We start from the raw sequence: 23,369 nt of genomic DNA on the forward strand, positions 1-23,369 counted from the left end.
GGACGCTCATGTCGATATCAATGTCTCCCACTGAACCCAATCGTTCGTTCACGCTGGCTTCCGATCGATTGCGCGAGCTTACTGCCTCGATCCATCCGAGCCGTTTTGCTGACTGCCTTGATCCGCTGCTGTCGCCTGCCACGTTGCTTCGACTACAGCAGAGTTTTAGGCTGCAGCCAAGACTGGCCGCACTGTTGGTCGGCCACGAAGTCGATGTGAGCGGAGCTGGCTGGAACGAGGATCCTTTGCTCGGGCATGATCCGCGGCGGGCTGCCCTGCTCGCCGGCAGTATCTGGCATGCACGCTCCGTCCTGAAGCTGGTTTCAAAGCGCGATCTGTCAATTTTGGTCAAAATGATCGGTGCTGAAGCGCATGCTTTCGCCATCCGGCATTTATCCAGTGCGGTCGCAACAACGACCATTGCCGATCCGGAATACCTGTTGCGACAGATTGAACATGATGGACATGCCTGTCTTGGCGCCTGGCTTGACGAGGCTCCAGCGCTCGACCGTATCCGCGTGCTTCTACGCCTGCCCGTTGGGACCGCTGCGGAGAATCCGGCGGCTGAGCACCGTTGTGCCGCAGGCCCGCTGCTCTCCTTGGTTATGGCCCATTTGCGGGCGGAGGCTGTCACGGTATGACAGTCGACGTCCCAGCATTGCCCGTGACCCCGCAGATCTGCCCGCTTGGACCCCTGATCCCGGCAGCCGAGCTCCAGATCTGGCATGACGCCGTAGACGCGCGGGCCGCTGCCGAACGGCACCTGCAGCGTGTTCGCAGCTGGGGACGCAAAGCTTATGAGCGGGAACGGGGGCGCGGCCATGCCGAAGGCGTCAAGGCGGGCGCAGAGGAAATGACGCGGCTGATTGCGCAGGCTGCGTATGAACTCGCGCAGCGAAAGGCCGTTCTGGAGCAGCAATTGCCCGAACTGGTCATTGAGATCGTGCGCGATTTGCTTGGCGCCTTTGATCCGGGGGAGATGCTGGTGCGCAGTGTTCGACACGCGATCGAGCAAAAATACAAGAACACGGAAGTGTGCCTTCACGTATCGCCCTTAAAGGCCGATCTGCTCGCCAGAGAATTCGCAGCCTACAACGGACAGGATGGCCGGCCCAAGGTCAGGATCGAGCCGGATCCGGCGCTCGCGGCGAACCAATGCGTTTTGTGGAGCGAGTTTGGCAATGTCGACCTCGGACTTGCCGCGCAGCTCCGCGCGCTTCGTTTGGGGTTTGGCTTGCCTCCGCAGGAAGGTGAGCCATGACCACGCAACGACCGACGCATAATGCTGCGTCTGAAGAAGGGGCCGTCCACGCCGCACTCTCATCCTTGAGATATTCCGCTAAGCATATCGACACGCGTGCCGTCCGCGGTCGGATCACGCGGGCGATCGGTACACTGCTCCATGCTGTCCTGCCGGAGGCCCGGGTTGGGGAACTATGCCTCTTGCAGGATCCCCGCAGCGGATGGTCGCTCGAGGCCGAGGTGATCGGTCTGTTGCCGGACGGGGTGTTACTCACGCCGATCGGTGACATGGTCGGCTTGTCCAACCGTGCGGAAGTCGTCACGACCGGCCGAATGCAGGAAGTGCCGGTCGGCCCCGATTTGCTCGGCCGCGTGATCGACAGTTTCGGTCGTCCGCTCGATGGTAAGGGCCCAATAAAGGCTGGCGAAGTGCGCCCGCTGCGCGGCAAGGCGCCCAACCCCATGAAACGGCGCGGTATCGAACAGCCTTTTCCGCTCGGCGTTCGTGTTCTGGATGGGCTCCTGACATGTGGAGAAGGCCAGCGGATCGGAATCTATGGAGACGCCGGTTGCGGCAAGTCGACGCTGATGTCACAGATCGTCAAGGGTGCAGCCGCCGACGTCACGATTGTCGCGTTGATCGGTGAACGCGGCCGAGAGGTGCGTGAATTCATTGAGCGCCATCTTGGCGAAGCGCTCCGCCGCTCGGTCGTCGTTGTCGAGACCTCCGACCGTTCGGCCATGGAGCGGGCGCAGTGCGCCCATATGGCGACGGCGCTGGCCGAATATTTTCGTGATCAGGGGCTGCGCGTCGTTCTGATGATGGATTCCTTGACGCGCTTTAGCCGCGCGATGCGCGAAATTGGTCTTGCCGCAGGAGAGCCTCCGACTCGGCGCGGATTTCCACCCTCCGTCTTTGCGCTGCTGCCGGGCCTGTTGGAGCGGGCCGGCATGGGTGAGCATGGCTCCATCACGGCCTTCTATACCGTGCTTGTCGAAGGTGACGGCACAGGCGACCCAATCGCCGAAGAATCACGCGGCATTCTCGACGGGCATATCATTCTCTCGCGTGCGCTAGCCTCGCGAGAACATTTTCCGGCAATCGATGTGCTGTCGAGCCGAAGCCGCGTCATGGATGCCATCGTGTCTGTTCAGCATCGCAAGGCCGCTTCCTTCTTCCGTGATCTGCTCTCGCGCTACGCCGAGGCCGAGTTCTTGATCAAGGTCGGCGAATACAAGCAAGGCTCCGATCCCCTGACCGACCGGGCGATCGCCTCGATCGAGGAATTGCGCACGTTCCTGCGCCAGGGACAGGACGAGGCATGCAATTTTGAGGAGACGGTGGCATGGATGTCGCATCTTACCGCTTGAACTGTGTTCATGCGTCGAAATTGCGGCTGGTGAAGGACATGAGGGAGCGGAGTGCCCTTCGTGAACTGTCCAACATGGAAGCCAAGCGCCGCATCGCAGGTGAGGCCGTCGCACAGGCTTGCGAGCAGCTTGCAAATGCCGAAAGACACCGTGCAAGGGTCGAAGCCGAGCTCTATCGGCAGATGTTATCGGACGATGCGATATCCGTCAGCGAACTCGAGCGCCGCCATCATCTCATGATCGGCCGACTCACAGAAGACATCGCGGCGGCCCAGCGGGTTCTTGACGAGGCGCGCACCGCTCAAGATCAGGCCGAGACAGCAGTCTTTGAGGCGCGGACGCTTTGGGCCAAACGTTCGGCGGCGTGCCACAAATGGCAAGAGATCGAGCGTGACGTTGAGCGCAGCACCAATGCTCATGTTGAAGCCGCGGCGGAAATCGAAGCCGATGATGAGGTGTTGCTTCGCTACCGTAGAGGCGCGTCCGCCCAAAGGGGAGGCGAGCCGAGCTGATGGCCGATACTTCCACCTTAGCGCCAGCATGCCGTGAGGGGCAGGCGCCGCCTGCGGCCCAGAGGCCGGATGGATCGGTGCCATTCAGAGCGCAACTGACCCTCTCGCATGCTGTGGTCTCGTGGCTCAATGAGATCGCAGTCTTTCGCGGACCTCTGCAAAGCCGTCTCGGCGATAAGCCGCTATCACTGCGTATAAATCGGCTTGTCTGGCAGGTCGAGCCGACTGAGACATCGATGCTCGATTGCGTCTTTGACGCCGGCGGCGAAATGCTCGTCCTGTCCTTGCCCGTCCCGCTTGCTGAAGCGCTGGTTGCGACCGTACAGAACGGCCTGAGCTTACCTTCCGAGCCAACGCGTTCGCTGGTCCTTGAACTGGCGCTAGAGCCGTTGCTCGCTCCACTGGAGCGACTGATGCAGCGGCATTTGCAGCTTCTCCGCACCGATGAAGCGGCGACATCAGGTCCATACCTGGAATTCGACGTCGCCTATGGTCAGCTCACGAGCAAGGCTCGCCTGCTTTTATTCTCGTCTCTTGACGCTCTGGTTCCACCAGCGTTCAGCGTCCTGGGCGAACTGCTTGGCCGATTGCCGCGACAGACGCCCAAGCTTCGTTCTGAACTGTCTGTTATTGTCGCTGGCCAAGTTGGCTCGCTCCGCATCACGATCGGCCTTGTTCGTCAGGCACAGCGAGGCGATGCGCTGTTGCCGGACGCTATTCCGCTTGCTCGAGGTCAGGTCATCCTCACTGCGGGCGCATTGTGGGCTCCTGCCGAGATCGCCGGCGAAAGGCTCGTCCTGCGGGGGCCATTCCGCTCGCAATCCCACCCCTTGAAAAGTGGACACATGACGACACAACCCCAAGCACAACAGCTCCCCTCCGAGGCCGATATCGACAGTCTCGAGATCACGCTCGTATTCGAATGTGGCCGCTGGCCGATGTCGATTGGAACCTTGCGGAGCATCAACGAAGGCCATGTGTTCGAACTCGGCCGGTCGCTTGACGGCCCCGTCGATATTCTTGCCAACGGGCAGCGTGTCGGCCGCGGCGATATTGTGCGGATCGGCGAGGAACTTGCCGTCAGGTTACGCGGCAGGTTGGCGGTCAATGACTGAGATTCAACCCAGCATCCTGGCGCTTCTTGCGATCACGGTCGGCCTTGGCCTGCTCGCCTTCGCAGTCGTTACAACGACCGCTTTCATAAAGGTCTCCGTTGTGCTTTTCCTGGTACGCAACGCGCTCGGGACCCAATCGATACCGCCCAACATTGTCCTGTATGGGGCGGCACTGATCCTGACGGTCTTCATCAGCGCGCCAGTGTTTGAGCAGACCTACAACCGCTTGACGGATCCGCAACTCCGATACCAAACGTTCGATGACTGGGTGACGGCCGCCAAGGAGGGGCAGGAGCCGCTGCGCGCCCATCTGAAGAAGTTCACCAATGAAGAGCAGCGTCGGTTTTTCCTGTCATCAACCGAACATGTCTGGTCGGAGGAGATGCGCGGCAGTGCCACGGCTGATGATTTTGTGATTCTTGTGCCGTCGTTCCTGATCTCGGAGCTCAAGCGCGGCTTCGAAATCGGCTTTCTTCTCTATCTTCCCTTTATCACCATCGACCTGATCGTCACGACGATTTTGATGGCCATGGGAATGTCGATGGTATCGCCGACTGTAATATCTGTTCCCTTCAAGCTCTTTCTGTTTGTCACCATCGACGGCTGGTCACGTCTCATGCACGGGCTGGTACTAAGCTACACGACGCCCGGAGGTTGACAGTGAACGAAGCCAGCATCCTCATGCACCTGAGCCAATCGCTCGTGCTTTTCATGATCTGGGTTCTGCCGCCGCTCCTCGCAGCGCTGATTTCGGGATTGATCATTGGCCTCATCCAGGCGGCAACCCAGCTCCAGGATCAAACCTTGCCCCTGACGGTGAAGCTTCTGGTCGTCGTCGCCGTGCTCGCCGGCTTCTCTCCTGTGCTCAGTGCTCCGCTCATCGAACAAGCCGAGCGCATTTTCAGCGAGTTTCCTGCACTCACCGCAAGATACTAGCGGGATCTGGATGGCTGGCCTGTCACCCACCGATGCGCACGCTCTCGTCCAGGGCGGCATCGAACTTATCGCGGCAACCGGCCTGAGCGCAGCCCGCGCCTTAGGCATCATGCTTGTGCTTCCCGTTTTTACGCGGCCGCGTATCAGCGGCCTGATTCGGGGCAGTCTGACGATTGCGATCGGACTACCGTGCCTCGCGCAGATCAAGCTGGGCCTGGAGACGCTCGACCCGAACACGCGCCTGGTCAGCGTCACCATTCTCGGTTTGAAGGAGGTCTTCGTCGGCCTTCTGCTCGGCATCCTGCTCAGCATTCCCCTATGGAGCATCCAGGCAGTCGGCGACATCATCGACACCCAGAGAGGAATCTCAAGCCAGGTCGCGGCGGAAGATCCTGCAACGCACAGCCAGGCGTCGGGAACCGGGCTTTTTCTCGGTGTCACTGCGGTCACGATCTTCGTTCTGGTCGGCGGCCTTCAGACCATGGTGAGCAGCCTTTATGGCAGCTATCTGATCTGGCCCGTGTATCAGTTCCTACCTGCGGTCACGGCACAAGGGGCAATGGAATGCCTCACCCTTCTCGATCATATCATGCTGACGACGCTATTGGTCGCCGGGCCCGTGCTGGCCCTGCTGTTGCTGATCGACGTGTCGGTCATGATGCTCGGCCGCTTTGCATCGCAGCTCAAGCTGAACGATCTTTCGCCTACGATCAAGAATGTCGCCTTCGGCGTCATCATGGTCAGCTACACCGTCTATCTCCTCGAATATGCGGGAGCTGAAATCCTGACGTCGAACAACGTGCTCGAGCATTTCAAGAAGCTCTTGAAATGAGCGGCACGAGCGAGGAGAAAAAACTTCCTCCGACACCCAAGAAGCTGCGCGATGCACGCAAGAAGGGGCAGAGCGCGCGCAGTTCGGATTTGGTGAGCGGGGTCAGCGCCTGCGCCGGTTTTTCCTGTCTGTGGTGGAGAGCGGGAGCGATCGAAGACAAGTGGCATGAAACGGTCCGGCTGATCGACAAACTGCAGGAGCAGCCTTTCACGAGCGCTGTTCCGCGGGCGCTCAGCGGCTTACTGGAACTTTCGATCGCAGCGGTCGGGCCTTTACTCGCGGCTGCCGTGGCAGCTGCCCTTCTGGCCAATGCTCTGGCCAATGGCGGCTTCATGTTTGCTTTGGAGCCACTCAAACCGAAACTTGAGAAACTGGATCCCATCAAAGGCTTGACGCGGATCGCATCGAAACGATCGGCCATCGAGCTTGGCAAGACCTTGGTTAAGGTGGTGCTCCTCGGGACGTGCTTTTTCTTCACCGTGACCGCTAGCTGGAAAGCGCTGGTGTACTTGCCGGTCTGTGGCATGGGCTGTCTCGGAATAGTCTTCACCGAGGTCAAGCTGCTGGCCGGGATTGCCGGCGGGGCGTTTCTCGTCGGCGGATTGACTGATCTTCTGATCCAGCGCTGGTTGTTCCTGCAGGAGATGCGCATGACCGAAACCGAGGCCAAGCGCGAGAACAAGGAACAGCAAGGCAATCCGCAGGTGAAACGCGAACACCGGCGTCTGCGCCAGGAGTCCGCGAACGAGGCTCCGCTTGGCGTTCATCGCGCCAACCTGATCCTAAGGGGTTCCACAACCCTGGTTGGGCTGCGCTATGTTCGCGGCGAAACCGGCGTGCCGGTCCTGGTCTGCCGTGGCGAGGGCGTAACTGCTTCCAAATTGCTTGGCGAGGCGCGCGCGCTGGGCCTCAAGATCGTGGATGACGACGTCCTGGCGCGACAGCTGCTCGGCAAAGCAAGGCTCGGCAACCCGGTTCCTCCGCAATATTTCGAGGCGGTCGCAAAAGCACTTTACGCTGGCGGGCTGGTCTAGTGCTTTCGAGCGAAGCGGGTACCGGTTCGCGTGAAGAAAACGCGTCAGACCGAAAATCTAGAGAACCGTTCCCAATCCATCGGATCGGAAAAAACGCTAGATCATCTAGACGGTGGCGCTAGGTGGCGGCCCCCTCATCGAGGAGGGGCTTCCGGTGTCGCCCTGTTGCTCGCTCCATCTTCCCCTTTGTCCTTGTTGGGCGGGGCGAAGGTGCCGTAGCTGGCAACGGGAATGGCGGCGCGATCGCCACTACCTGTCATGACAGATCGATTGTCCAGCAAGTCGAGTGGATCGTTGACCATGACTGCCAGGTTGTTTCTGGTCGAGCAGCCGAGCGTCGGATCGAATGAATTGTCGTTTACTGCAGGCCCGACGATGGAAAGCGACGGACAGACAGGAGGATGGGCTTCAAAGGTGATCGCCTCGATCCGTACCCCGAAACGGGCGGGCAGATCGAGCGGGGAGGCGGCCAGGCGGATGTTATAGGGAGCAATGCCCATGGCGCGGGCCTCGTGGGCCACTTGTGCAATAAGCCGGGGTGAGCCGGCGACATCGACATGGAGCGCATCCCGCCGGCCGCCACTGGCACGCGCAATGAAACTCCGCAGCCGATACCTTTCAGAGCCACGAAGGCTCTGCAGGAACAAGACGCTGCTTTTCTGCTCCACCTGGATCGCTTGCTCAGCTGGCTCGGAACGGACCGAAGCACTATTTGCGCATCCACCTAATGTTGCCGCCATAACGATCAAATGGCACAGAAGTCGCAAGGTCATTTGACGATCCTCATTCGATGATAAAGTCGGCGCTGCCGGTCAATCCTGGTGCGCTGGTGCGGGGCGCATCGCGGTCTTTTGGCGGCCGCGCCAGCGTGTTCGTCAAAATGCGGCCCGTGTCCGACGGCGGTGCGATGCGATCGCTCGGCGCACTCATCCGGCGCGGGTTCGATCCGGGCCGCACGATGTAGGGCGTGACGATAATGACAAGCTCGGTTTCGCGCTTTTGAAACGATGAGGAGCGAAACAGCGCACCGAGGATCGGCACGTCGCCGAGCCAAGGAAATTCGCCGATGTCGTTGTTGAAGTTGCGCCTAATCAGTCCGCCGATTGCAAAGCTCTGACCGCTGGCGAGCTCGACCACGGTGCTGGCCCGCCGCGTCGAGAGGGCGGGAACTTCCATGCCATTGATCTTGATCTGGCCCTCGCTCGACAGTTCGCTGACTTCGGGCTTCACACGGACATTGATCTGATTATTGTTGAGAACCGTCGGAACGAATTCGAGGCTCACGCCGAACTGGCGGAATTGGACCGAAACCTGGCGATTATCCTGCATCACAGGAATGGGGAATTCGCCGCCGGCCAGGAAGCTTGCGGCCTCGCCGGACATCGCCGTCAGATTCGGCTCAGCCAGGATCGAGGCGAGGTGTTCGCTGGCGAGCGCATCGAGAACAGCGCTGAGGTTGGTATTGCCGGCGCTAAACCCGATGCCGATCGTGCCGCCGCCGCCGGCCGCCCCGGACCCGCCATCTTTACCGCTGATCAGAAAAGCGCCGTTCGGGCTAGATGCGGTGAAATGGATATTGAGATCCTTGACGGCGCTGCGGGAGACTTCTGCGACCCGTACGCTGAGGTTCACCTGCAACGAGCCGGCGACCTGGATCTTGTTGACGACCAGCGCCCCCGCCCCAAGAAACTGCTCGGTGACCTTCTTGGCGGTCTCGACGACCTCGGCATTGGGCGCCATACCGCTTAGGATAGCGCCGCGTGGGGTATAGGTGACCTGGATCGGATAGTCGCCGACCTCGGCTCGAAGCGTTGCTCGCAGGTCCTCGATCGGCTGTGTAACGACCACGCGCAGCTCGGCGAGAGCCTCGCCGCTTTCGTTTAGGGCAAAGAGGCTGGTCCGTCCGGATTTCTTGCCAAACACGAAGATCGTCGTGTTCGATGGCGCCTGATAATCCGCAATCGTCGGGTCGGCAACAAAGATGCTCGCCGCCGCAGCGGTCAGATGAACTGTCTTACCCTGTGAAGTAGTCAAGTTCAGCGTGCCGGAGGTGCCGCCGGGCGCCGCGCGTGGCGGTTCTCCTTTGCCATCCCGCTTGATCTCGGCTGCCGCAGCACCTGGAAACAGCAAAGCAAGTCCGCACAGGACGTAGCAGAGGCGAGATAACACGGCAGTGCGCGACGTCCTGGCGACCATCGACCGCCCATCAGTGCCGGCGGCATTGTAAATGACTTTCAAGAGATTGTTGCTTTCAAGTTCGATTTAGTCAGGCAGCCGAGGCTGCATCAATGAGTTCAAGGGTGTAACCGACGCCGCGCGCGGTCTTGATCCTGAGCGTTGCACCCGACTGGCTCAAATGCGTACGCAAGCGATAGATTCCGACTTCCAGCGCATTGGTCGAGACCTCATCGTCGAACGCATAAAGGCTGTCCTCGAGCGATGCGCGCGGCACGGTGCGGCCGGCACGGTTGAGCAAATGTTCAAGAATGCACACTTCGCGGCGGGCAATCTTCAGTATCCGACCACCGACCACGACTTGCCTTGCAATGGGGTCGAAATGCAGATTGCCGAATGTCACGAGCGGCGCCGTCATTTGCGTCGACCGCCGCAGAATGGCCCGCATGCGTGCGATGAGTTCGTCTGTCGATACGGGTTTGGGGAGGAAATCGTCCGCGCCCGCATTGAAGATCGCAATCCGTCGGCCGAGATCGTTGAGACTGCTCATCATAATGGCTGGCATTGAGCGTCCCTCGCGCCGCAGCTGCTTCAGCCAATCCAAGCCGTTTCCATCGGGCAGAACCAACTCGAGCAAAAGAATGTGGTAGTTGGCGCAATCCAGCGCGGCTTCTGCCTCATCCAGCGTGCGTGTCACGTCAATGGCGAACCCGCAATAGAGGAGCGCTTCCTTCACAGCGCAGGCAAAGTCCGCATGATGATCAACCAGGAGAATTCGCATGTCATCGCCTCTCGTCCATCCACGCCCAGACCTTACGTGCGTCACGGTTGACCTGGAGGTTCGACGAAACTGACAGACGTTCGCTTTGGCGAGTGCGCCAAAAGGCGGCAGCGATGAAGCGGAGCGTGGTGGCGGGCGATCAACCCCGGTGACTTCCTTATCATAAGATTGGAAAATGCGATGACCTGACGGTGACTGCATGCGTCGTCGGCGATGCCAAGCAGGCCCTTTGTGCCGGAAAGAATCGCGAAATTATTCAAGAGGCCGCAAGCAGTTGCAGCAGATCGGCGGATCTGCGCATCGATGTCTGCACGCACGGAGTAGCCGCCTTCGATCATAACAGCGCTAGAGCACGCAATCGAAGTCCAAGCGCTGGAGCGAGCGGATGGATTTGTGGCTGACCAGCCTGGCGAAACCGACATTGTTGGAACTCCCCTCCTTGCCCCAGTCCCGCGGTCAATCTTGCTATGCTGTCGAGCCTGTGGCGTCGCCAAGTCACGATAAGGCAAGGTTTTCCGCGTGAATCACAATTTCACGCCACGCATCTGGACGATGCCTCCAGAGCCGCGATGTGCGACGAACAGATCGATGCGCCTCCCGGCTACTGAGAAAATCGCTCCCTAGCCGGCGATAGACATGCAGGACGCCAACGATCCCGATGATTTGCCGCGTCGGATGCTGCGCCGCATCGACAGTAGTGAATGAGGGGCAGATAGGGGCGCCGCTCACCGGGACTACGACGCCTCTGATTGAGGTCATTGCGCCCACTGCATCTCATCTTGGATGAGCGGCGGCGGAATGATCGAAGCGCGAATTTGTGGTTGCGTGGTGCACGCACAGCGCGAGGTAAACAGACCCCGTTTTCTGCCCAACTGCTAAATCCTGATCCGGCTGCAGCAGGGGTGGAACCGATTCCTTTGCGCTGAACGTGAGCGGTGTTGAGAGCACGCCGTCGACAGGAGTGATCGATCCGCGTGGCGGAGCGAAGCGGCGTGGCGTTGAGTTTGAGAGACGTTCGCAATTCTTGCTACCTGTCAGGAAGTGTTCGCGCCAGCGCTGTTGTGTGTCGCGAGGTTGTCGGAAATCCTACAATCTGACGTTAGGTGAGATTCAAGTGTCTTTAACAGTTGGTTACACGTACCCTCAAACTTGTGCGCGTCTTGAAGCGACGGCGACACAGTCTGGACACGGTCATAGGTTTGAGGATCGCGGTCGGTCTTACTTTCTCCAACGTCATGAGCATTTCGTCTCTCCAAATCCTACGAGGCGTAGGCTGACCCGCAACGATGGCGTGAGGCAGTCGTTCTTGCTGCGCGTTAAAGGGGGAAGCCATAGCGCGCGTAAGCGTGGGATTGCCGGATCGCCTCACACGTGGCGATGCTGACAGACTATGGCTGGCCGCAAGATGCGTTGATCTGACCCGTGAGGCTTAGCGTCCTGGATGCAGACGCGCGATTGCCGAAGTCGAATTGACCGGCAAGGGATTGAACGGAGAATCGAAAGTCACACCACACTCCTGAATGCTGTCTCCAAAGACCGCAACCCTTTATGGGGGCTTCATGCAGGATCGGCAAAATCAATTGTTTTGATGGAACGCATTCAAGCGGCGGATAGGTGTAGGGGGCTGCGCCGCTTACCGTGGCTGATGCGGTGTTTACTGCGCTCGGCCATGCGATCCTGGCGGCGATCTTCTGATCAAACGCGCGCCGGGCATCACGCCGGCGGTCTTCGGCTCACGACACGAGTTCGGTCGCGAGTATGAACGCGGCGATCGAATCGATGCCAGGCACTAGCCGGAGCCTGCCCGAATGAGTGACGTCAAAGAACGACTTGGAACGGCTGATCGAATGGGCGCCACGCGTCGGACCCCGCTCTCGGGATGTTGGCACCGATTTAGTCATTTGAAGGCCGCTTGATGCGCATGCTGCGCTGGCTGTTGTGCGTGATGTTTGCGCGTATCCTCGAGCCCGCCCTTGGCGTGCTGCCTCGGTGTTTGCACATGGATGCACGTTTTCGCGATAGCGCACGATCGGTAGGTTATCTATTCAGTGCCATCACGCCTGTACGGATTTGCTTCGCGGGCGGTCCGGTAGTCGTCGAGATTGCCGCCTAAAAACAGGCGTTCGGTCTCTCGAGTTGGCGCTCTGCCCAGCGAGCACATCAGATCCACATCTGCATCGATGTTGTCCTGATCCTCGACATTCATTCCAAGCCCAATACTACTCAGGACGTCGTCTGGCGTCCAAACCGAGGACTTCGGTACGGTGTAAGTGTGCAACGTGCTCGTATTGTTGGCGATCGCTCGCGCCCAGTGGTCGCGCGAAACGACCAGTTTTGACGGATCCTTAACTAACGACACGAAAGGAGAATCTGTTGTCTTGCCGCGCATATGCCATCCAGCCAGGCGCGCAAGATCCATAGGATATCGTTCCAGAGGATCGCCAACGGAGGAATGATCCCTCGCCGTGTTACGTACATGCGATATTGCGCTCGTGTCGGCCTTCGTGCGCGGCTTGGAATCGCCGTCCTGGTTCTGAAAGCGCCGCAGTGTGACATATGACGACCCCGCTACATCGTCGAAGATGCGGTCCCGCGCGACTCTGGCATCGAAAGCTGCGGTCGCTGGCGACCAACGTGCTGATTGCTGGTCGGCGAGGTCGATCTCGTTTCTGAGCGCATCAAGCGTGGCACCTGTCAGCGTTGCGGCAAGCTTGGCGCGGGCGCTGACAAATGATGTGGCTGGATAACGAGCGGTTTCCGTGGCGACCTCGTTCGGCGCAGACGTGGCCGTCCTGGGATTTGCCGCAAGGCAGACTGAATCGGACGCGGGGTTGACCGAATCCAAGTCATTTAGCTGCTGCTCGAAGCTTGCTTGATCCTCGGACCGGTGTGCCGGCGCGTCGGTGTGTGCGTTCAGCTCGTCTGGCTGCCGGTCCACCCGGTGCGGCTGCTGCAGGACGTCGTGAGCCTCAAAGGGAGTATCTGCGGGATTCCGTGGATCAACATTCATTTTCTCTTCCATCTCCCCTCGAGTGCCGGCCGTTGCCATGGAGTGTTGCAGGTGCAGCTTTCGAGAAGCTGACGGACCAGGAAGGAAGTCAGTATCCGTTTGAGGGGCGCCGGATGAATTCAGTTCAGCGAGGCGAGCGGTCCGCCAGACGGAAGCTGCGCAAAGCGATATAACAAAAGTCTACGCTGCTTTGCGCCATCTGGCATTCCTGTTTCGACGAGGGAGAGATCTGGTGCCTTGACTGAGCTTGTTCGCCCAGCCATCCATTGCCGGCCTATCGTCTGGGTGGCAGAGAGTCCTTGCCAGGTCTCAACGTGGACAAGCTGGCAGATGCGGCTGGTCGAAATGTTCTTTCGGAAATCGTCCGCTTAGGCATATGTGAGAGCCGCATTCTCTCGTTCATATCGGCCTCCGTTGGATTAGCGCGGCCGGTTGCCGTTTGTAGCTCCAAGCGGCCGCCGCTCGATCAAATCGTTCCAGCGATGTCGCATGAGGCCAGGCCACTTTAGCGAACCTGACCTACGAGGTTGTGACGTCGGAATAGCCGTCACAACCACTTGCGCCTGGTTGCGACAGGTTGTTTTTGTCACACGCGCGGGCGTGCTTGATGTCTGGAATCCGCCAAACGGCTTGCTAGGACGACGTCTGCAATATGCGATCTGTGGTACTTATCGAGGAGAAGAGCATATGAAGTTTACTGGCAGAGGGCTGGCGATCCTGTTGTCCTTGCTTTCGGCCGCAAGCATGAGCACGATGGCGAGAGCCGACGAGCCGTCGCCGAAATACACCGAGGTGCTCAATGCCCTGCAGACCGGAAAGAATGTGAAGCTCATCCTGGACATGAGCCGCTGTGCCACCGCGGAGGGGAGCAAGCCTGCGTCGGCGACGCAGGCCGGTCTGGTCATCAACGCCTTCAGGGTGACGCCCCAGAACGGCATCAGCTTCGCCAATGCGCACCAAACGGTGGACAGTTCTGGGCATGCCGTGACCGAATACATCCGCCATAGCCTTAGCCGCGAAGGCAAGCTCACGGTTCGGGCCTCGAAGCTTGTCGTAGGGACCACCGAACTCGTGAACCAGGGCGAATTCATCTGCGATCTGCCTGATGGCGCAAGGTTCATCTGGTAAACCAAGAGCACTGCGCAGGGACCGCACTTCGAAGCCGTTTCCTTAACGCGTGGATGCTTCAGCGAACATGGCACGATAATCTAGATCGTGAAGACGGCCAGATTGTTTCTGACCGTCTTTTCGTCCGGCGCCCGAGTTGTACGAAGTTGCGCCAGTTCGCTCAACGCCGCCGTATGAGGGCTGACGATCCTCATCGGATCTTTGTGATCGGAAGATCGACAGTTCCGGCTATGCTCGTACGATCAGGAGCCATGGAGCCTCATTAAACCAAAAAACGGGTCGCCAAAGTACGTTCGCATCCTTGTCCAGACTCTTGTGAGACATTCCTTCCAATCCGATTAATCTACCGGCCTGCGATGATTGGCGCTTGACCTCGGCCAAGCCATCGTCTTGTAGCGCGTTCGCATCTTGTATCCCGATGGTGCTCGGATCTGGTCGTCTGAAAGATAGATCCTGCTTGAGATCATGCTGTGAGTGGCATGGTCGGGTTTGGCTGACAGCGTTGGAACGCAGTTCTAAGATCTCTGGAAGCAAGAGATCTTCGTGGCGTCGGGAGCCCCTGGAGCAGCTGTCCCAACGTGCCGACGAGCCCCTCGTTTAGCCAAATAGCGGCCGATGAAAGAGAAGAACGCGGCCTCCGGGTAGGCTTTCGGCCGTGTAGGGCTGACCGTGGATTAAAAAACGGGTCATTGGGACATCCTGGCTCGGCAGGAGACCAAGGTTTTGCAGCATGTCGATCACGACGGCCGAAGCCTCTCGGGGGCCGTGCCTCCAGTCGTCGCCGAACAACTCCCCGAGTTCAGGCACTTGCGGGGATGGCTGATGGCCCGATGCCGGTGCGGTAGACGGCAGGGGACGGTTTGGCGCCAGCGCCGAAGGAGCGTCCTCGCGCCATTCGAAAGGTGCCGGTGCATCAAACCCAGGCGCAAGACCGACGTAGATACCCGGGGAAGCCCTCCCCACCGCAGGCGTAGCTTCACCCAGCAAAGCGGGCCGAGGGTGGTGAATGAGTTGAACGTCGTTGGGTCCTTCCGGTCCCAACATGGCCGTGTAGCGTTCGCCGCCCATCTCGTAGTTCATGACCGGATGCTTCGCAACAGGCAAGAAGTCCCACTTGCCCAACGTGGACAGCATCATGTCGGGAGCCAGCTGGGTGCGATGCGAAAAATCCTTGGGAACGGCAAACGACACATCGAACGTATCGCCGACAGCGGGAGACCGCAGATGGATGAGCCGAACATCGTTGGGCCCTCCCGGTCCCAACACGGCGGTATAGCGTTCACCGCGAATGTCGTAGGTCTTTACCCTCTGTGCTGCATCGGGCAACAGACCCCATCGGCCCAGCTTGGAGCGCATCATATCCGGCGCAGGCTGGGCGCCGTGGGAGAAGTCCTCGGGAACGGCCAAAGAAGCATCAAAGCTGTCGCTGGCTGGGGGGACGTCTGCTCAAGTGTGCTCTGGGCCGCAGCGCGTTGGTTTATCATCCGTCCAAAATAGTCTTCAGGAGCGAAATTCTGCGGCCGCGAGCTGGGCTGCCAGGTCGCGGCATCGAAAAGTTCCTCCTGAGCGGCACTTTGTACCGGCGAGTGGACGGTGGAACTCATCGTTGGCGCCGGTTCATTGAAGGTCATCGCTGCCAGCAGACCCTCGCGATCCGCGGCATCGAAAAGCTCTTCCTGGGGGAAACTTTGCACGGGCGATGAAGTCGCTGAGTGCATTCGTTGCCAACCGGTCACGGCATCGAAAAGCTCTTCCTGAGTGAAACTTGGCGCGGGCGATGAAGTCGCTGAACGCATTTGCTGCGAAAGCACTGGTGCATCGAAGCCAGGAGCTGAAAGCTCGCCGCTCTGCTCCGCGGTATCGAAATGCACATCCTGGGCCACATTATGTATCGGAGAATGAGGGGCTAAACCCGGCACGTGCCAAACCTGCAGAGTATTGAAACCATCAGCCGGTAGTGAAGCGTCGCGATCCGCAGCGCTCCCCAAGCGCTGTTCATCGACCGGCCGCATGGGCAAAGAAGCGGGCGGTTGAATGACCTGGCGCGAGCTGCCTCCTTCTGCGCCCAAATTACCCCGCCCGACGATCGCGCGATAGTCGCGCAGAGCGTTCAAGGCGGCGATGAGCGTCTTGTCATTTCGAAACAAACGGTCTGCGTGGCCGAGCAGTTTGTCATCACTGAGCTTGGCAATGGACGAGGGGCGGAGCGCTACCGCTAACTTCCGCAGCCCGCTCGCATAGCCCCAGGCCCTGTTCTCGCCGATCTGTCGACCAAAACGTGCCTCGGCAGCCTCCCTGATGAGACGCTCATCTTCCCTGGAAGGACGATAATGTGTTCTGAGGGGGAGAGCGTCTGCGTCAGGCTCGCGGTACCGACTGACCATTGACAATGCTGGGGCGATCACCTTGTCGTTTGGCAGCAGCTTGCTGGCGTAACCGAGCAACGTATTGTCATCGAGGCCAGAAATTGATTTGCCATCCTGCTTCAGCGCTTCAGCCAATTTGCGAAGCCGACGATCATAAATACTGACTGTGGTAGGCCTCGGCGGTAAACCTCGCTCGAGAGCAGCGCCGGATGCCGCCTGGATGAGGCGATCGTCCTCCTCGGTGACATCATAAAGCTCTCTATGGGAATATATGGGGCCGGCGCCTGGCGCGTCCAGCAGGTGCTGCTCGAACTCCGCTTGCGGCTGTTGCGGTTGTTCCGCGGCCGCATTGGATGCAGCCGAATCATGATCAGCTTGGTTGATAGTGTTCAATCGGTCCATGATCTCGTCCGCCAGCATAGCTCTGTGGTTCCTCGCTACTGATGTTAACTTTCCAAAACCTGACGTGACTTTCCGTCAGGTAGAGTGAACGAGGTCCGGAAAGTGTCTGCTCCGAGGCGCTGCAGCGCGGATCGCAGACACAAAGAGGGATTGTGATAAAAGTGGGCGCGGCTGAGGAGTTGAGCTGCAACAAGGGTATGCCGCTCCATTGATGATCGTCCTCCTTCATATCTCGATTGAGGCGATCGGCGCTATGATGGCGAAGGCCGGTATGGCGTCGGCGAGTTTTCGATCGTCGGAGGCAAGCGCAGGGTGAAATATCGCTTTTCTTAAATCAGCTAGATAGCCATTGGGGCGGCATCAAATCGTGAATTGTGTGAAGTCTTGTCTGTTCCTGACGAGTTTTCGTCGGAATGTCAGTTTCCAGGTCGCAACTTCCGATTTCCGGTCAACCTGCCGTGAGAATAGCTGCGAGAATAGCCGCGACATGAAGCCGTTCGGACACCAACTCGGTTATACGTGTTCAGTTTCCGACGCCGGTGCCGACACGCTCGCCGGGCCACACAACACCCCAGAGCCTGCCGGCGGCCGTCTTCAAGGAAAATCAGAAGCCGAGCGCGCTTTGAATGCCGATGGCACGGCAGTTGCTATTGAGAGGCAACGATAGTCAGCGAAGGCGCGAAGCATATTCAGACACGATGGGACAAGCCATGCTCGAAACTTCTTTAAACCGGTAGGCCTTGTACAGTGCACCGAGCGTGCAACAGCTGCCGCAGTTGCTCAATAGGGCGTTCCATCGATTGGATGGCAGGACGATGAGGCAAAGCGCGCGCTAGCGAACTGGAGAGTTGAAATGACTGCCCCCCAAGCCATATCGGTGCGACGCCAAACGACCGATGTAGACGCTATGATCGCGGATCTGCGGTCATGCGAACACCCGCACGACGTGGAAGTGTGCGGTATGCTCTTGCACATTCTCCCCGGCGTTCTGTCGCCACGCCTAAGTCACGCTCCCGACGCCTTGATATCGAAGTGGCACATCCAATCTGGAGCAACAGTATTGGATCTGGGATGTGGATCAGGCGTTCTGGGGCTGGCGGCACTTCGCGCTGGCGCAGAACACCTGGTGGCTCTCGATATCAATCCGCAAGCTGTTCTCACCACAAATTTGAATATCGAGCGGTTAGGTTATACGGAGCAGGCAGAAGCGCGCCTCAGTGACATTTATTCTGCGCTGCGGCCTGAAGAAAAGTTCGACCTTATCCTGTTTGCCGCCCCGTACTGGAACCGAAAAGCAAGGGACGACCTGGAGCGCTCTTGCTTTGACGAAGACCACAGCGCCATGGCCTCAGCTCTCGGGGGAGCGCATAATTGGCTCAACGCCAATGGCCTGATGTATGTCGTCTTTTCTGATCAGGGAGATATTGGGCGCGTCCTGAACTTGATCGAAAACAGCAAGCTGCGTGCTAGAAATATGCATGTTTTCCGACCATCGATTCATGGGGGGCATATCCGGATCATCTGGGAGCTAACGGTTCGGTGAAGCGTCTTCCGCTCCTGGATCCCGCCAAGCGCTGCTGCTGGTCAAACTGTTAAAGTGCCGGTTCAGGACTAACGAAGACCGCCGGCCGAGCCTGATGCGTTGCAGAACGAGTTCGTCGGATGCAAGGCAATCGCAGGTCGCACGGCTTATGGGAGCTGACGGCGCCAGCGCCGCCGTATACCGGCCCTCTCGTGGGTGATTTGCAAGCCGACGTCGTTGTGATCGGCGGTGGATATACTGGACTCTCTGCGGCTATCCACCTCGCGGAGGGCGGCATGCGCGTCATCCTGCTGGAGGCATCCGAAATTGGATTCGGTGGTTCCGGGCGCAACGTCGGGCTCGTCAATGCGGGCATGTGGGTCATGCCCGACACGCTCTCAGACACGCTTGGCCCTCCGTTTGGAGAACGGCTCATCGAATTACTGGGTGGAGGACCGCAAGAGGTTTTTGAACTGATCGAGAGACATGCGATCGACTGCGAAGTTGAGCGCGCGGGGACCCTGCATTGCGCGGTCGGCCGCAGGGGCTTGGAGGAAATCCAAATGCGTGCCGAACAGTGGCAGAAACGCGGCGCTCTGGTCGTGGTGCTTGATGCGAAGGAAACGCGCAGAAAGATCGGTGGTGGCAACTATACCGGCGCGCTGCTCGACACGCGCGCCGGTACAATACGGCCACTGGCCTATGTGCGCGGCTTGGCACGCGTTGCGCTTGCAGCGGGCGTGAGGATATTCGCGCAGACCGAGGTCCTCACAGTCAGCGACATGGGGTTGCGCTGGAGGGTCGGCACGGCAATGGGTTCTGTATGTGCTGAGTGGGTAATCGTCGCTACCGACGCCTACGGCAAAAGACCTTGGCTGCGGGTTCAGCGAGAGCAGATCCGTCTACCTTACTTCAATTTGGCAACGCGGCCCTTACCAGATCGTCTCAGGACATCAATCTTGCCCGAACGCCAAGGAGCATGGGACACCCACGAGGTCCTTTCCTCGTTTCGCTGCGATCAGTCCGGCCGTCTGGTGTTCGGCAGCGTTGGCGCTCTGGAGGGTATCGGCGCCTTGGTTCACCGAGCCTGGGCGATCAGGTCGCTACGCAGGCTGTTTCCGCAGCTCGGCGACGTCGAGTTCGAAGCCGGCTGGTTCGGGATGATCGGGATGACTTCCGACCATCTGCCGCGCTTTCACAAGCTCGACCGTAACCTCGTCTCCTTCGGTGGTTACAACGGGCGCGGGATTGCACCTGGGACCGTCCTCGGCCGCGCGTCCTCGGCCGCCTTGCGGAAGAAGATCTACCACTTCCAGCCGCGCCGGTTGAATATCGGCGCTTTCGTGCCGCCCGTGAGGCCCTCTACAGAGCAGGCTCTCAACTGGCTCACCTCACTGAAGCGCGGCTCTGATCCGCCTCGTGTCAATCGCATATCCGATCCGGCGGGTTTACCATCGGTTTGGGCATTTCCGGCACGAGGTGAGCGAATTGGCTTTGGTCGTGTGTCGTTCTTCAGAGAAGTCTTGACATTCTCACTCGCGCGATGCGGCCAGTCACGACTGTTGGTCGGCATCCATATTGCATCCCGACGGCCGCCGACTGGCAAACTCGCACATCCTGCAGAGCAAAAAGCCATCCATTCCGTTCATGCGATCGACGATTTCGTGAAAAGTTGGGCTTTCGAAGAGATATGCGTATTCGTCGCGCAAAAGATTACCCAGGATATGACGGCGCTCAAAATCCATCCCGCACAGGGTAACGTCGCCGTTTGGGAGAAGGACATTCCGATGTTGTTGTTTACCAACACACGTCAAAGTTCCGACGGCCGGCTGTCGCGGTTTGATGATATTCGAATCTAGACGTCCTCGCCTGCTACTCAGCGGCCGCAAGCGCTCTAGCGTGTTGGCGGGAATGATGTCGGCGAGGTCGGGATGGACTGTGCCCAGGACGACGAATCGAATCGAGGGAATGTTCGCCTCGACGAGTCGGCGCATGACATTGAGATAGGACTTTCCGACGAGCCGGCTGTTCATATAAGTGCCGTCATCAGGAACGTGGACGACGAAAGCCCTGAACTGCAGCATTTGCAAGCGCCGAACGTCACTCCCGTTCATTCCGACGAGGGTCGTGAAAATTCGGATGTCATGGCCACGTGCGTAAGCATGCTCAACCATCCTGGTGCACTTCGGATGGAGCCAAGGCTCCGAGTAGCCGGCAAAACTGATGTCGGTAGCCGTCGGCACGCGTGCAAGACACCGCTCGAAATCCTGAAGACCTAGGTATTTCGCTTGAGAAACGGGTCTTTGCCGATCGGCGAACTTGTCTTGGGGGCAATAAGAACACCGGACGATGCATCCTGCGGTCGTGGTTATCTCCAATACTCGGCGACCAGGATTGGCCGCGCGTAAGTGTTGTAACACCATGGGATATGCCGTCATATTGTCTGGTCCTTTCAGACGCCGGAGCAAAAAACCGCTGGAGAAGGAGCGCAGCGTTCGATGAGGAGGCGCTTGCTTTGCTCCTCACGGATTGCAAATACAGGATATGCACGTTGGCGAAATGACCTACACCAAACTCCTATCTCATCGTTGGCAATGCGCCGATCTCGACCATGCGATACCGAAGTTGGGATAGGCCTAGCGTGCCAACCCGGCTCTCTACGCGTTGACCGCCGCGTAGACCATTGGCTGTCACTAACATCTTCGTTCCGAGTCGGCGCACGCCAAGATGCTGGGCTCGGTGTCCTCGCCAGAAGGATCTGCGCAGATGCTTCCGCAGCCGTAGCGATGCGGAACCAGCGCCGGATCCGCCCAAATGGGACATCCAAAGGCCTCCCGATGGCAGCGCAGGTTCCGGACCACTTTCTATTTGTCGCGCAAGCGATTGCGCTCGCGAACTGTCCGGGCGCCATGAATGCGATGGACAAGCGATCGAGCATCGCAAGCTCTTAGCGGCGATCGTCCACGAAAGCTTCCTGTTCCGGTTAGATGGCAAGTTGCTGGTCAGAATGATGGATGAAGCAGGCTTGTTGCCATGTTGAGGACCAAATTGGCCTTTCTCGGCGGAGCGGTGCTAACCGATTTCGCCGACGACCAGCGCGGCTCGTGTCACCGCACGATGCTGCGGCCGGGGTGCGGCGTGAGCAGCCGAAGACGTCGCATCTGCCATCTTAAGGAAGTGGAAGGCTGCCCTCATATTGCACTGTTTGGTGGCTCGAGCAGCGATCTTGCTGGCATTGGGCGACGCCTGTGTAGCGAGGATTGTTCTCATCGGTCCACTGGGCAGATCGAGTTGGAAAGTCAATGCGATCCTTGCCTGCCGGAACTGGTAGGGGTGACGGCCCGCGCTTTGGGATATTCTGTTGGGGCGACGATTTGCGCGCAACAAAACGCCACGGCAGCTCGAAACGATGGATCGCGACCTGTGGATCCCCAAGCTCTCAAGGGAGCAAAATCTGCGGAGGCGATCATGAAAACACAATTGGCAGACTACAGAACCGGCGGCGCGTGTAAGATCCCGCTGCGCAATCTGGATGTAAGCGAAGGCAAGCGCTTTCAAGATGATAGCATATGGGGTTACTTCGAGCGGCTGCGAAGGGAAGATCCCGTTCACTACTGCCAAGATAGCCCCTATGGTCCATATTGGTCCGTAACGAAATACCGCGATATCGTAGAGGTAGATACCAATCACAAAACATTCTCGTCGGAGCAGGGCGTCACCATTGTCGACGTGCCTGACAAGCACTGGACGCAGAGTTTCATCAAGATGGGTCCGCCCAAGCACCGCGAGCAGCGTGATACTGTAAGTCCGATAGTCGCGCCGGAAAACCTGGCGAAACTCGAGAGCTTGATCCGTCGTCGCGTCAGGACGATTTTGGACGGCTTGCCGCGCAACGAGGACTTCAATTGGGTGGATAGGGTCTCCATCGAATTGACGACGCAGATGCTCGCCACGCTATTCGACTTCCCATTTGAGGATCGGCGGCTCTTGACCTATTGGTCGGATGTAGCCGTTACTACACCGAGAATAGGACATGCGATCGACAGCTGGGACAAGCGAAGTGCGATTTTGTCTGAGTGCTTGGACTATTTCAAGCGGCTTTGGAATGAGCGCATGAACGCCGAGCCACGCATGGACCTGATTTCCATGATGGCACACTCGCCTGCAACCCGACACATGGACCCGAGCGAGTTTCTTGGCAATCTGATTCTACTGATTGTCGGTGGAAATGACACCACGCGCAATTCGATTACCGGCGGCCTCCTGTTCATGAACCAGCACCCCTCCGAGTTGCAAAAGCTGCGCGATAATCTCAAACTGGTCTCGAGCGCCGTGTCCGAGATTATTCGATATCAAACGCCCATCGCACATATGCGCCGCAACGCCGCGGCCGATACCATCATCGGCGGGAAAAAAATCAGGAAGGGCGACAAGGTCGTCATGTGGTACATCTCTGGAAACCGCGATGATGAGGTCATCGAGGACGCCGACAGCTTCGTCATCGACCGCAAGAACGTGCGGCAGCATCTTTCGTTCGGATTCGGGATCCATCGCTGTGTTGGTCGACATCTTGCGGAGCTGCAGCTGAAAATCCTCTGGGAGGAAATCTTGAAGGCGCGACTGGAAGTCAAGGTTGTCGGCGAACCCCAGCGAATTGCGTCGAACTTTGTGCACGGTTATTCCGCTCTTCCTGTGCGGATTACAGGTTAGGTCGTGATGCTCCGGCTTGGCAGCCGCCAGCAGCGCGGTTTGGTCTCCCTCTTTGACATCTCTTCGCTGCACAGTCCGCGAAAGCGGTTGATGGGCGTGAAGGAATTTCCGGCACCGGGCTGTTGGCCAAATGCGAGGAGGCCGGCGGCGTCGACCATCTCGGGAACTGGGCAGCATTCAGCAGGCATTGAGTGCCTGCGAGGGGGATGAACGGGGTTGCCCGGCCGAGGCTC

Annotated in this window: 19 protein-coding genes and 1 pseudogene; 13 read left to right on the forward strand and 7 right to left on the reverse strand. The window is 58.9% G+C overall.

Translation table 11 applies throughout. The features are described from left to right. The first annotated feature begins 8 nt into the window (after nucleotides 1-8). From XH93_RS08775 to XH93_RS08815, 9 genes are all read left to right on the forward strand, one after another. The gene (locus XH93_RS08775) at nucleotides 9-641 is read left to right on the forward strand and encodes a nodulation protein NolU (protein ID WP_194473187.1); all 633 of its coding nucleotides are present in this window, start codon (nucleotides 9-11) and stop codon (nucleotides 639-641) included. After that, nucleotides 638-1,261, forward strand: a complete 624-nt coding sequence (sctL, locus tag XH93_RS08780) for a type III secretion system stator protein SctL (protein WP_194473188.1) — start codon at nucleotides 638-640, stop codon at nucleotides 1,259-1,261. The genes XH93_RS08775 and sctL overlap by 4 nt, the downstream gene beginning before the upstream one ends. Then, nucleotides 1,258-2,613 carry a type III secretion system ATPase SctN gene (gene sctN / locus XH93_RS08785; protein ID WP_246799525.1) on the forward strand — a complete coding sequence of 452 codons (1,356 nt, stop codon included), beginning with the start codon at nucleotides 1,258-1,260 and terminating at the stop codon, nucleotides 2,611-2,613. Before sctL ends, sctN begins: the two co-directional genes overlap by 4 nt. Further along, nucleotides 2,589-3,125, forward strand: a complete 537-nt coding sequence (locus XH93_RS08790) for a hypothetical protein (protein WP_194473189.1) — start codon at nucleotides 2,589-2,591, stop codon at nucleotides 3,123-3,125. The genes sctN and XH93_RS08790 overlap by 25 nt, the downstream gene beginning before the upstream one ends. A 113-nt stretch (nucleotides 3,126-3,238) precedes the next feature. After that, nucleotides 3,239-4,240: a type III secretion system cytoplasmic ring protein SctQ gene (gene sctQ, locus XH93_RS08795; RefSeq protein WP_194475052.1), complete on the forward strand. Its 1,002-nt coding sequence runs from the start codon at nucleotides 3,239-3,241 to the stop codon at nucleotides 4,238-4,240. Then, a complete protein-coding gene (sctR, locus tag XH93_RS08800; RefSeq protein ID WP_028343882.1) occupies nucleotides 4,233-4,898 on the forward strand; it encodes a type III secretion system export apparatus subunit SctR in 666 nt (221 codons plus the stop codon). Before sctQ ends, sctR begins: the two co-directional genes overlap by 8 nt. Nucleotides 4,899-4,900: 2 nt before the next feature. After that, entirely contained in the window at nucleotides 4,901-5,176 is a 276-nt protein-coding gene (locus tag XH93_RS08805) for an EscS/YscS/HrcS family type III secretion system export apparatus protein (protein ID WP_016844749.1), read from the forward strand. Between the two features lie 10 nt (nucleotides 5,177-5,186). Next, entirely contained in the window at nucleotides 5,187-6,008 is an 822-nt protein-coding gene (sctT, locus tag XH93_RS08810) for a type III secretion system export apparatus subunit SctT (protein WP_194473190.1), read from the forward strand. Continuing rightward, nucleotides 6,005-7,042, forward strand: coding sequence for an EscU/YscU/HrcU family type III secretion system export apparatus switch protein (locus tag XH93_RS08815; protein ID WP_194473191.1), 1,038 nt, complete (start codon nucleotides 6,005-6,007; stop codon nucleotides 7,040-7,042). The genes sctT and XH93_RS08815 overlap by 4 nt, the downstream gene beginning before the upstream one ends. A 134-nt stretch (nucleotides 7,043-7,176) precedes the next feature. On the opposite strand, the gene XH93_RS08820 is transcribed toward XH93_RS08815, so the two are convergent. The 4 genes from XH93_RS08820 to XH93_RS08835 all read right to left on the reverse strand — a co-directional run bounded on the left by XH93_RS08820 (nucleotide 7,177) and on the right by XH93_RS08835 (nucleotide 13,020). Continuing rightward, on the reverse strand, nucleotides 7,177-7,815 hold the full coding sequence (locus tag XH93_RS08820) for a CpaD family pilus assembly lipoprotein (RefSeq protein WP_194473192.1): 639 nt from the start codon (nucleotides 7,813-7,815) through the stop codon (nucleotides 7,177-7,179). A 10-nt stretch (nucleotides 7,816-7,825) separates the two neighbouring features. Next, nucleotides 7,826-9,280 (reverse strand): type II and III secretion system protein family protein, encoded by a 1,455-nt coding sequence (locus tag XH93_RS08825; RefSeq protein WP_371814946.1) that lies wholly within the window; start codon nucleotides 9,278-9,280, stop codon nucleotides 7,826-7,828. A gap of 28 nt (nucleotides 9,281-9,308) precedes the next feature. Continuing rightward, nucleotides 9,309-9,998, reverse strand: coding sequence for a response regulator transcription factor (locus XH93_RS08830; RefSeq protein WP_194473193.1), 690 nt, complete (start codon nucleotides 9,996-9,998; stop codon nucleotides 9,309-9,311). A 2,041-nt stretch (nucleotides 9,999-12,039) separates the two neighbouring features. Next, nucleotides 12,040-13,020: a hypothetical protein gene (locus tag XH93_RS08835; protein ID WP_246799527.1), complete on the reverse strand. Its 981-nt coding sequence runs from the start codon at nucleotides 13,018-13,020 to the stop codon at nucleotides 12,040-12,042. 675 nt (nucleotides 13,021-13,695) lie between these two features. Between XH93_RS08835 and XH93_RS08840 the strand changes: the two genes are divergently transcribed. Further along, a complete protein-coding gene (locus XH93_RS08840) occupies nucleotides 13,696-14,136 on the forward strand; it encodes a VirK family protein (RefSeq protein WP_139481131.1) in 441 nt (146 codons plus the stop codon). Between the two features lie 597 nt (nucleotides 14,137-14,733). On the opposite strand, the gene XH93_RS42065 is transcribed toward XH93_RS08840, so the two are convergent. Continuing rightward, nucleotides 14,734-15,462 carry a hypothetical protein gene (locus XH93_RS42065; protein WP_246799528.1) on the reverse strand — a complete coding sequence of 243 codons (729 nt, stop codon included), beginning with the start codon at nucleotides 15,460-15,462 and terminating at the stop codon, nucleotides 14,734-14,736. Nucleotides 15,463-15,491: 29 nt separating this feature from the next. Then, nucleotides 15,492-16,922, reverse strand: coding sequence for a hypothetical protein (locus XH93_RS42070; protein WP_246799529.1), 1,431 nt, complete (start codon nucleotides 16,920-16,922; stop codon nucleotides 15,492-15,494). An 835-nt stretch (nucleotides 16,923-17,757) separates the two neighbouring features. Here XH93_RS42070 and XH93_RS08850 point away from each other — a divergent pair. Together XH93_RS08850 and XH93_RS08855 are read left to right on the forward strand one after the other, a co-directional pair. Then, the gene (locus XH93_RS08850; RefSeq protein WP_194473194.1) at nucleotides 17,758-18,447 is read left to right on the forward strand and encodes a methyltransferase; all 690 of its coding nucleotides are present in this window, start codon (nucleotides 17,758-17,760) and stop codon (nucleotides 18,445-18,447) included. A 119-nt stretch (nucleotides 18,448-18,566) separates the two neighbouring features. Next, nucleotides 18,567-19,837: pseudogene (locus XH93_RS08855) on the forward strand (NAD(P)/FAD-dependent oxidoreductase). A gap of 142 nt (nucleotides 19,838-19,979) precedes the next feature. Here the strand turns inward: XH93_RS08855 and XH93_RS08860 are convergent. Next, on the reverse strand, nucleotides 19,980-20,864 hold the full coding sequence (locus tag XH93_RS08860) for a radical SAM/SPASM domain-containing protein (protein WP_194473195.1): 885 nt from the start codon (nucleotides 20,862-20,864) through the stop codon (nucleotides 19,980-19,982). A gap of 1,030 nt (nucleotides 20,865-21,894) precedes the next feature. Here XH93_RS08860 and XH93_RS08865 point away from each other — a divergent pair. Then, a complete protein-coding gene (locus XH93_RS08865; protein WP_194475055.1) occupies nucleotides 21,895-23,136 on the forward strand; it encodes a cytochrome P450 in 1,242 nt (413 codons plus the stop codon). Nucleotides 23,137-23,369: the final 233 nt, after the last annotated feature.

This window comes from Bradyrhizobium sp. CCBAU 51753 (assembly GCF_015291565.1).
Taxonomy (GTDB): Bacteria; Pseudomonadota; Alphaproteobacteria; order Rhizobiales; family Xanthobacteraceae; genus Bradyrhizobium; species Bradyrhizobium ivorense.

Coding starts and splice junctions, on each gene's coding strand:
- XH93_RS08830 (WP_194473193.1), bottom strand. CDS start 9,998: ATGCGAATTCTCCTGGTTGATCATCATGCGGACTTTGCCTGCGCTGTG.
- sctT (WP_194473190.1), top strand. CDS start 5,187: ATGGCTGGCCTGTCACCCACCGATGCGCACGCTCTCGTCCAGGGCGGC.
- XH93_RS42070 (WP_246799529.1), bottom strand. CDS start 16,922: ATGCTGGCGGACGAGATCATGGACCGATTGAACACTATCAACCAAGCT.
- XH93_RS08835 (WP_246799527.1), bottom strand. CDS start 13,020: ATGGAAGAGAAAATGAATGTTGATCCACGGAATCCCGCAGATACTCCC.
- XH93_RS08840 (WP_139481131.1), top strand. CDS start 13,696: ATGAAGTTTACTGGCAGAGGGCTGGCGATCCTGTTGTCCTTGCTTTCG.
- XH93_RS08815 (WP_194473191.1), top strand. CDS start 6,005: ATGAGCGGCACGAGCGAGGAGAAAAAACTTCCTCCGACACCCAAGAAG.
- sctN (WP_246799525.1), top strand. CDS start 1,258: ATGACCACGCAACGACCGACGCATAATGCTGCGTCTGAAGAAGGGGCC.
- XH93_RS08790 (WP_194473189.1), top strand. CDS start 2,589: ATGGATGTCGCATCTTACCGCTTGAACTGTGTTCATGCGTCGAAATTG.
- XH93_RS08775 (WP_194473187.1), top strand. CDS start 9: ATGTCGATATCAATGTCTCCCACTGAACCCAATCGTTCGTTCACGCTG.
- sctL (WP_194473188.1), top strand. CDS start 638: ATGACAGTCGACGTCCCAGCATTGCCCGTGACCCCGCAGATCTGCCCG.
- sctR (WP_028343882.1), top strand. CDS start 4,233: ATGACTGAGATTCAACCCAGCATCCTGGCGCTTCTTGCGATCACGGTC.
- XH93_RS08865 (WP_194475055.1), top strand. CDS start 21,895: ATGAAAACACAATTGGCAGACTACAGAACCGGCGGCGCGTGTAAGATC.
- XH93_RS08820 (WP_194473192.1), bottom strand. CDS start 7,815: ATGACCTTGCGACTTCTGTGCCATTTGATCGTTATGGCGGCAACATTA.
- XH93_RS08860 (WP_194473195.1), bottom strand. CDS start 20,864: ATGACGGCATATCCCATGGTGTTACAACACTTACGCGCGGCCAATCCT.
- XH93_RS08850 (WP_194473194.1), top strand. CDS start 17,758: ATGACTGCCCCCCAAGCCATATCGGTGCGACGCCAAACGACCGATGTA.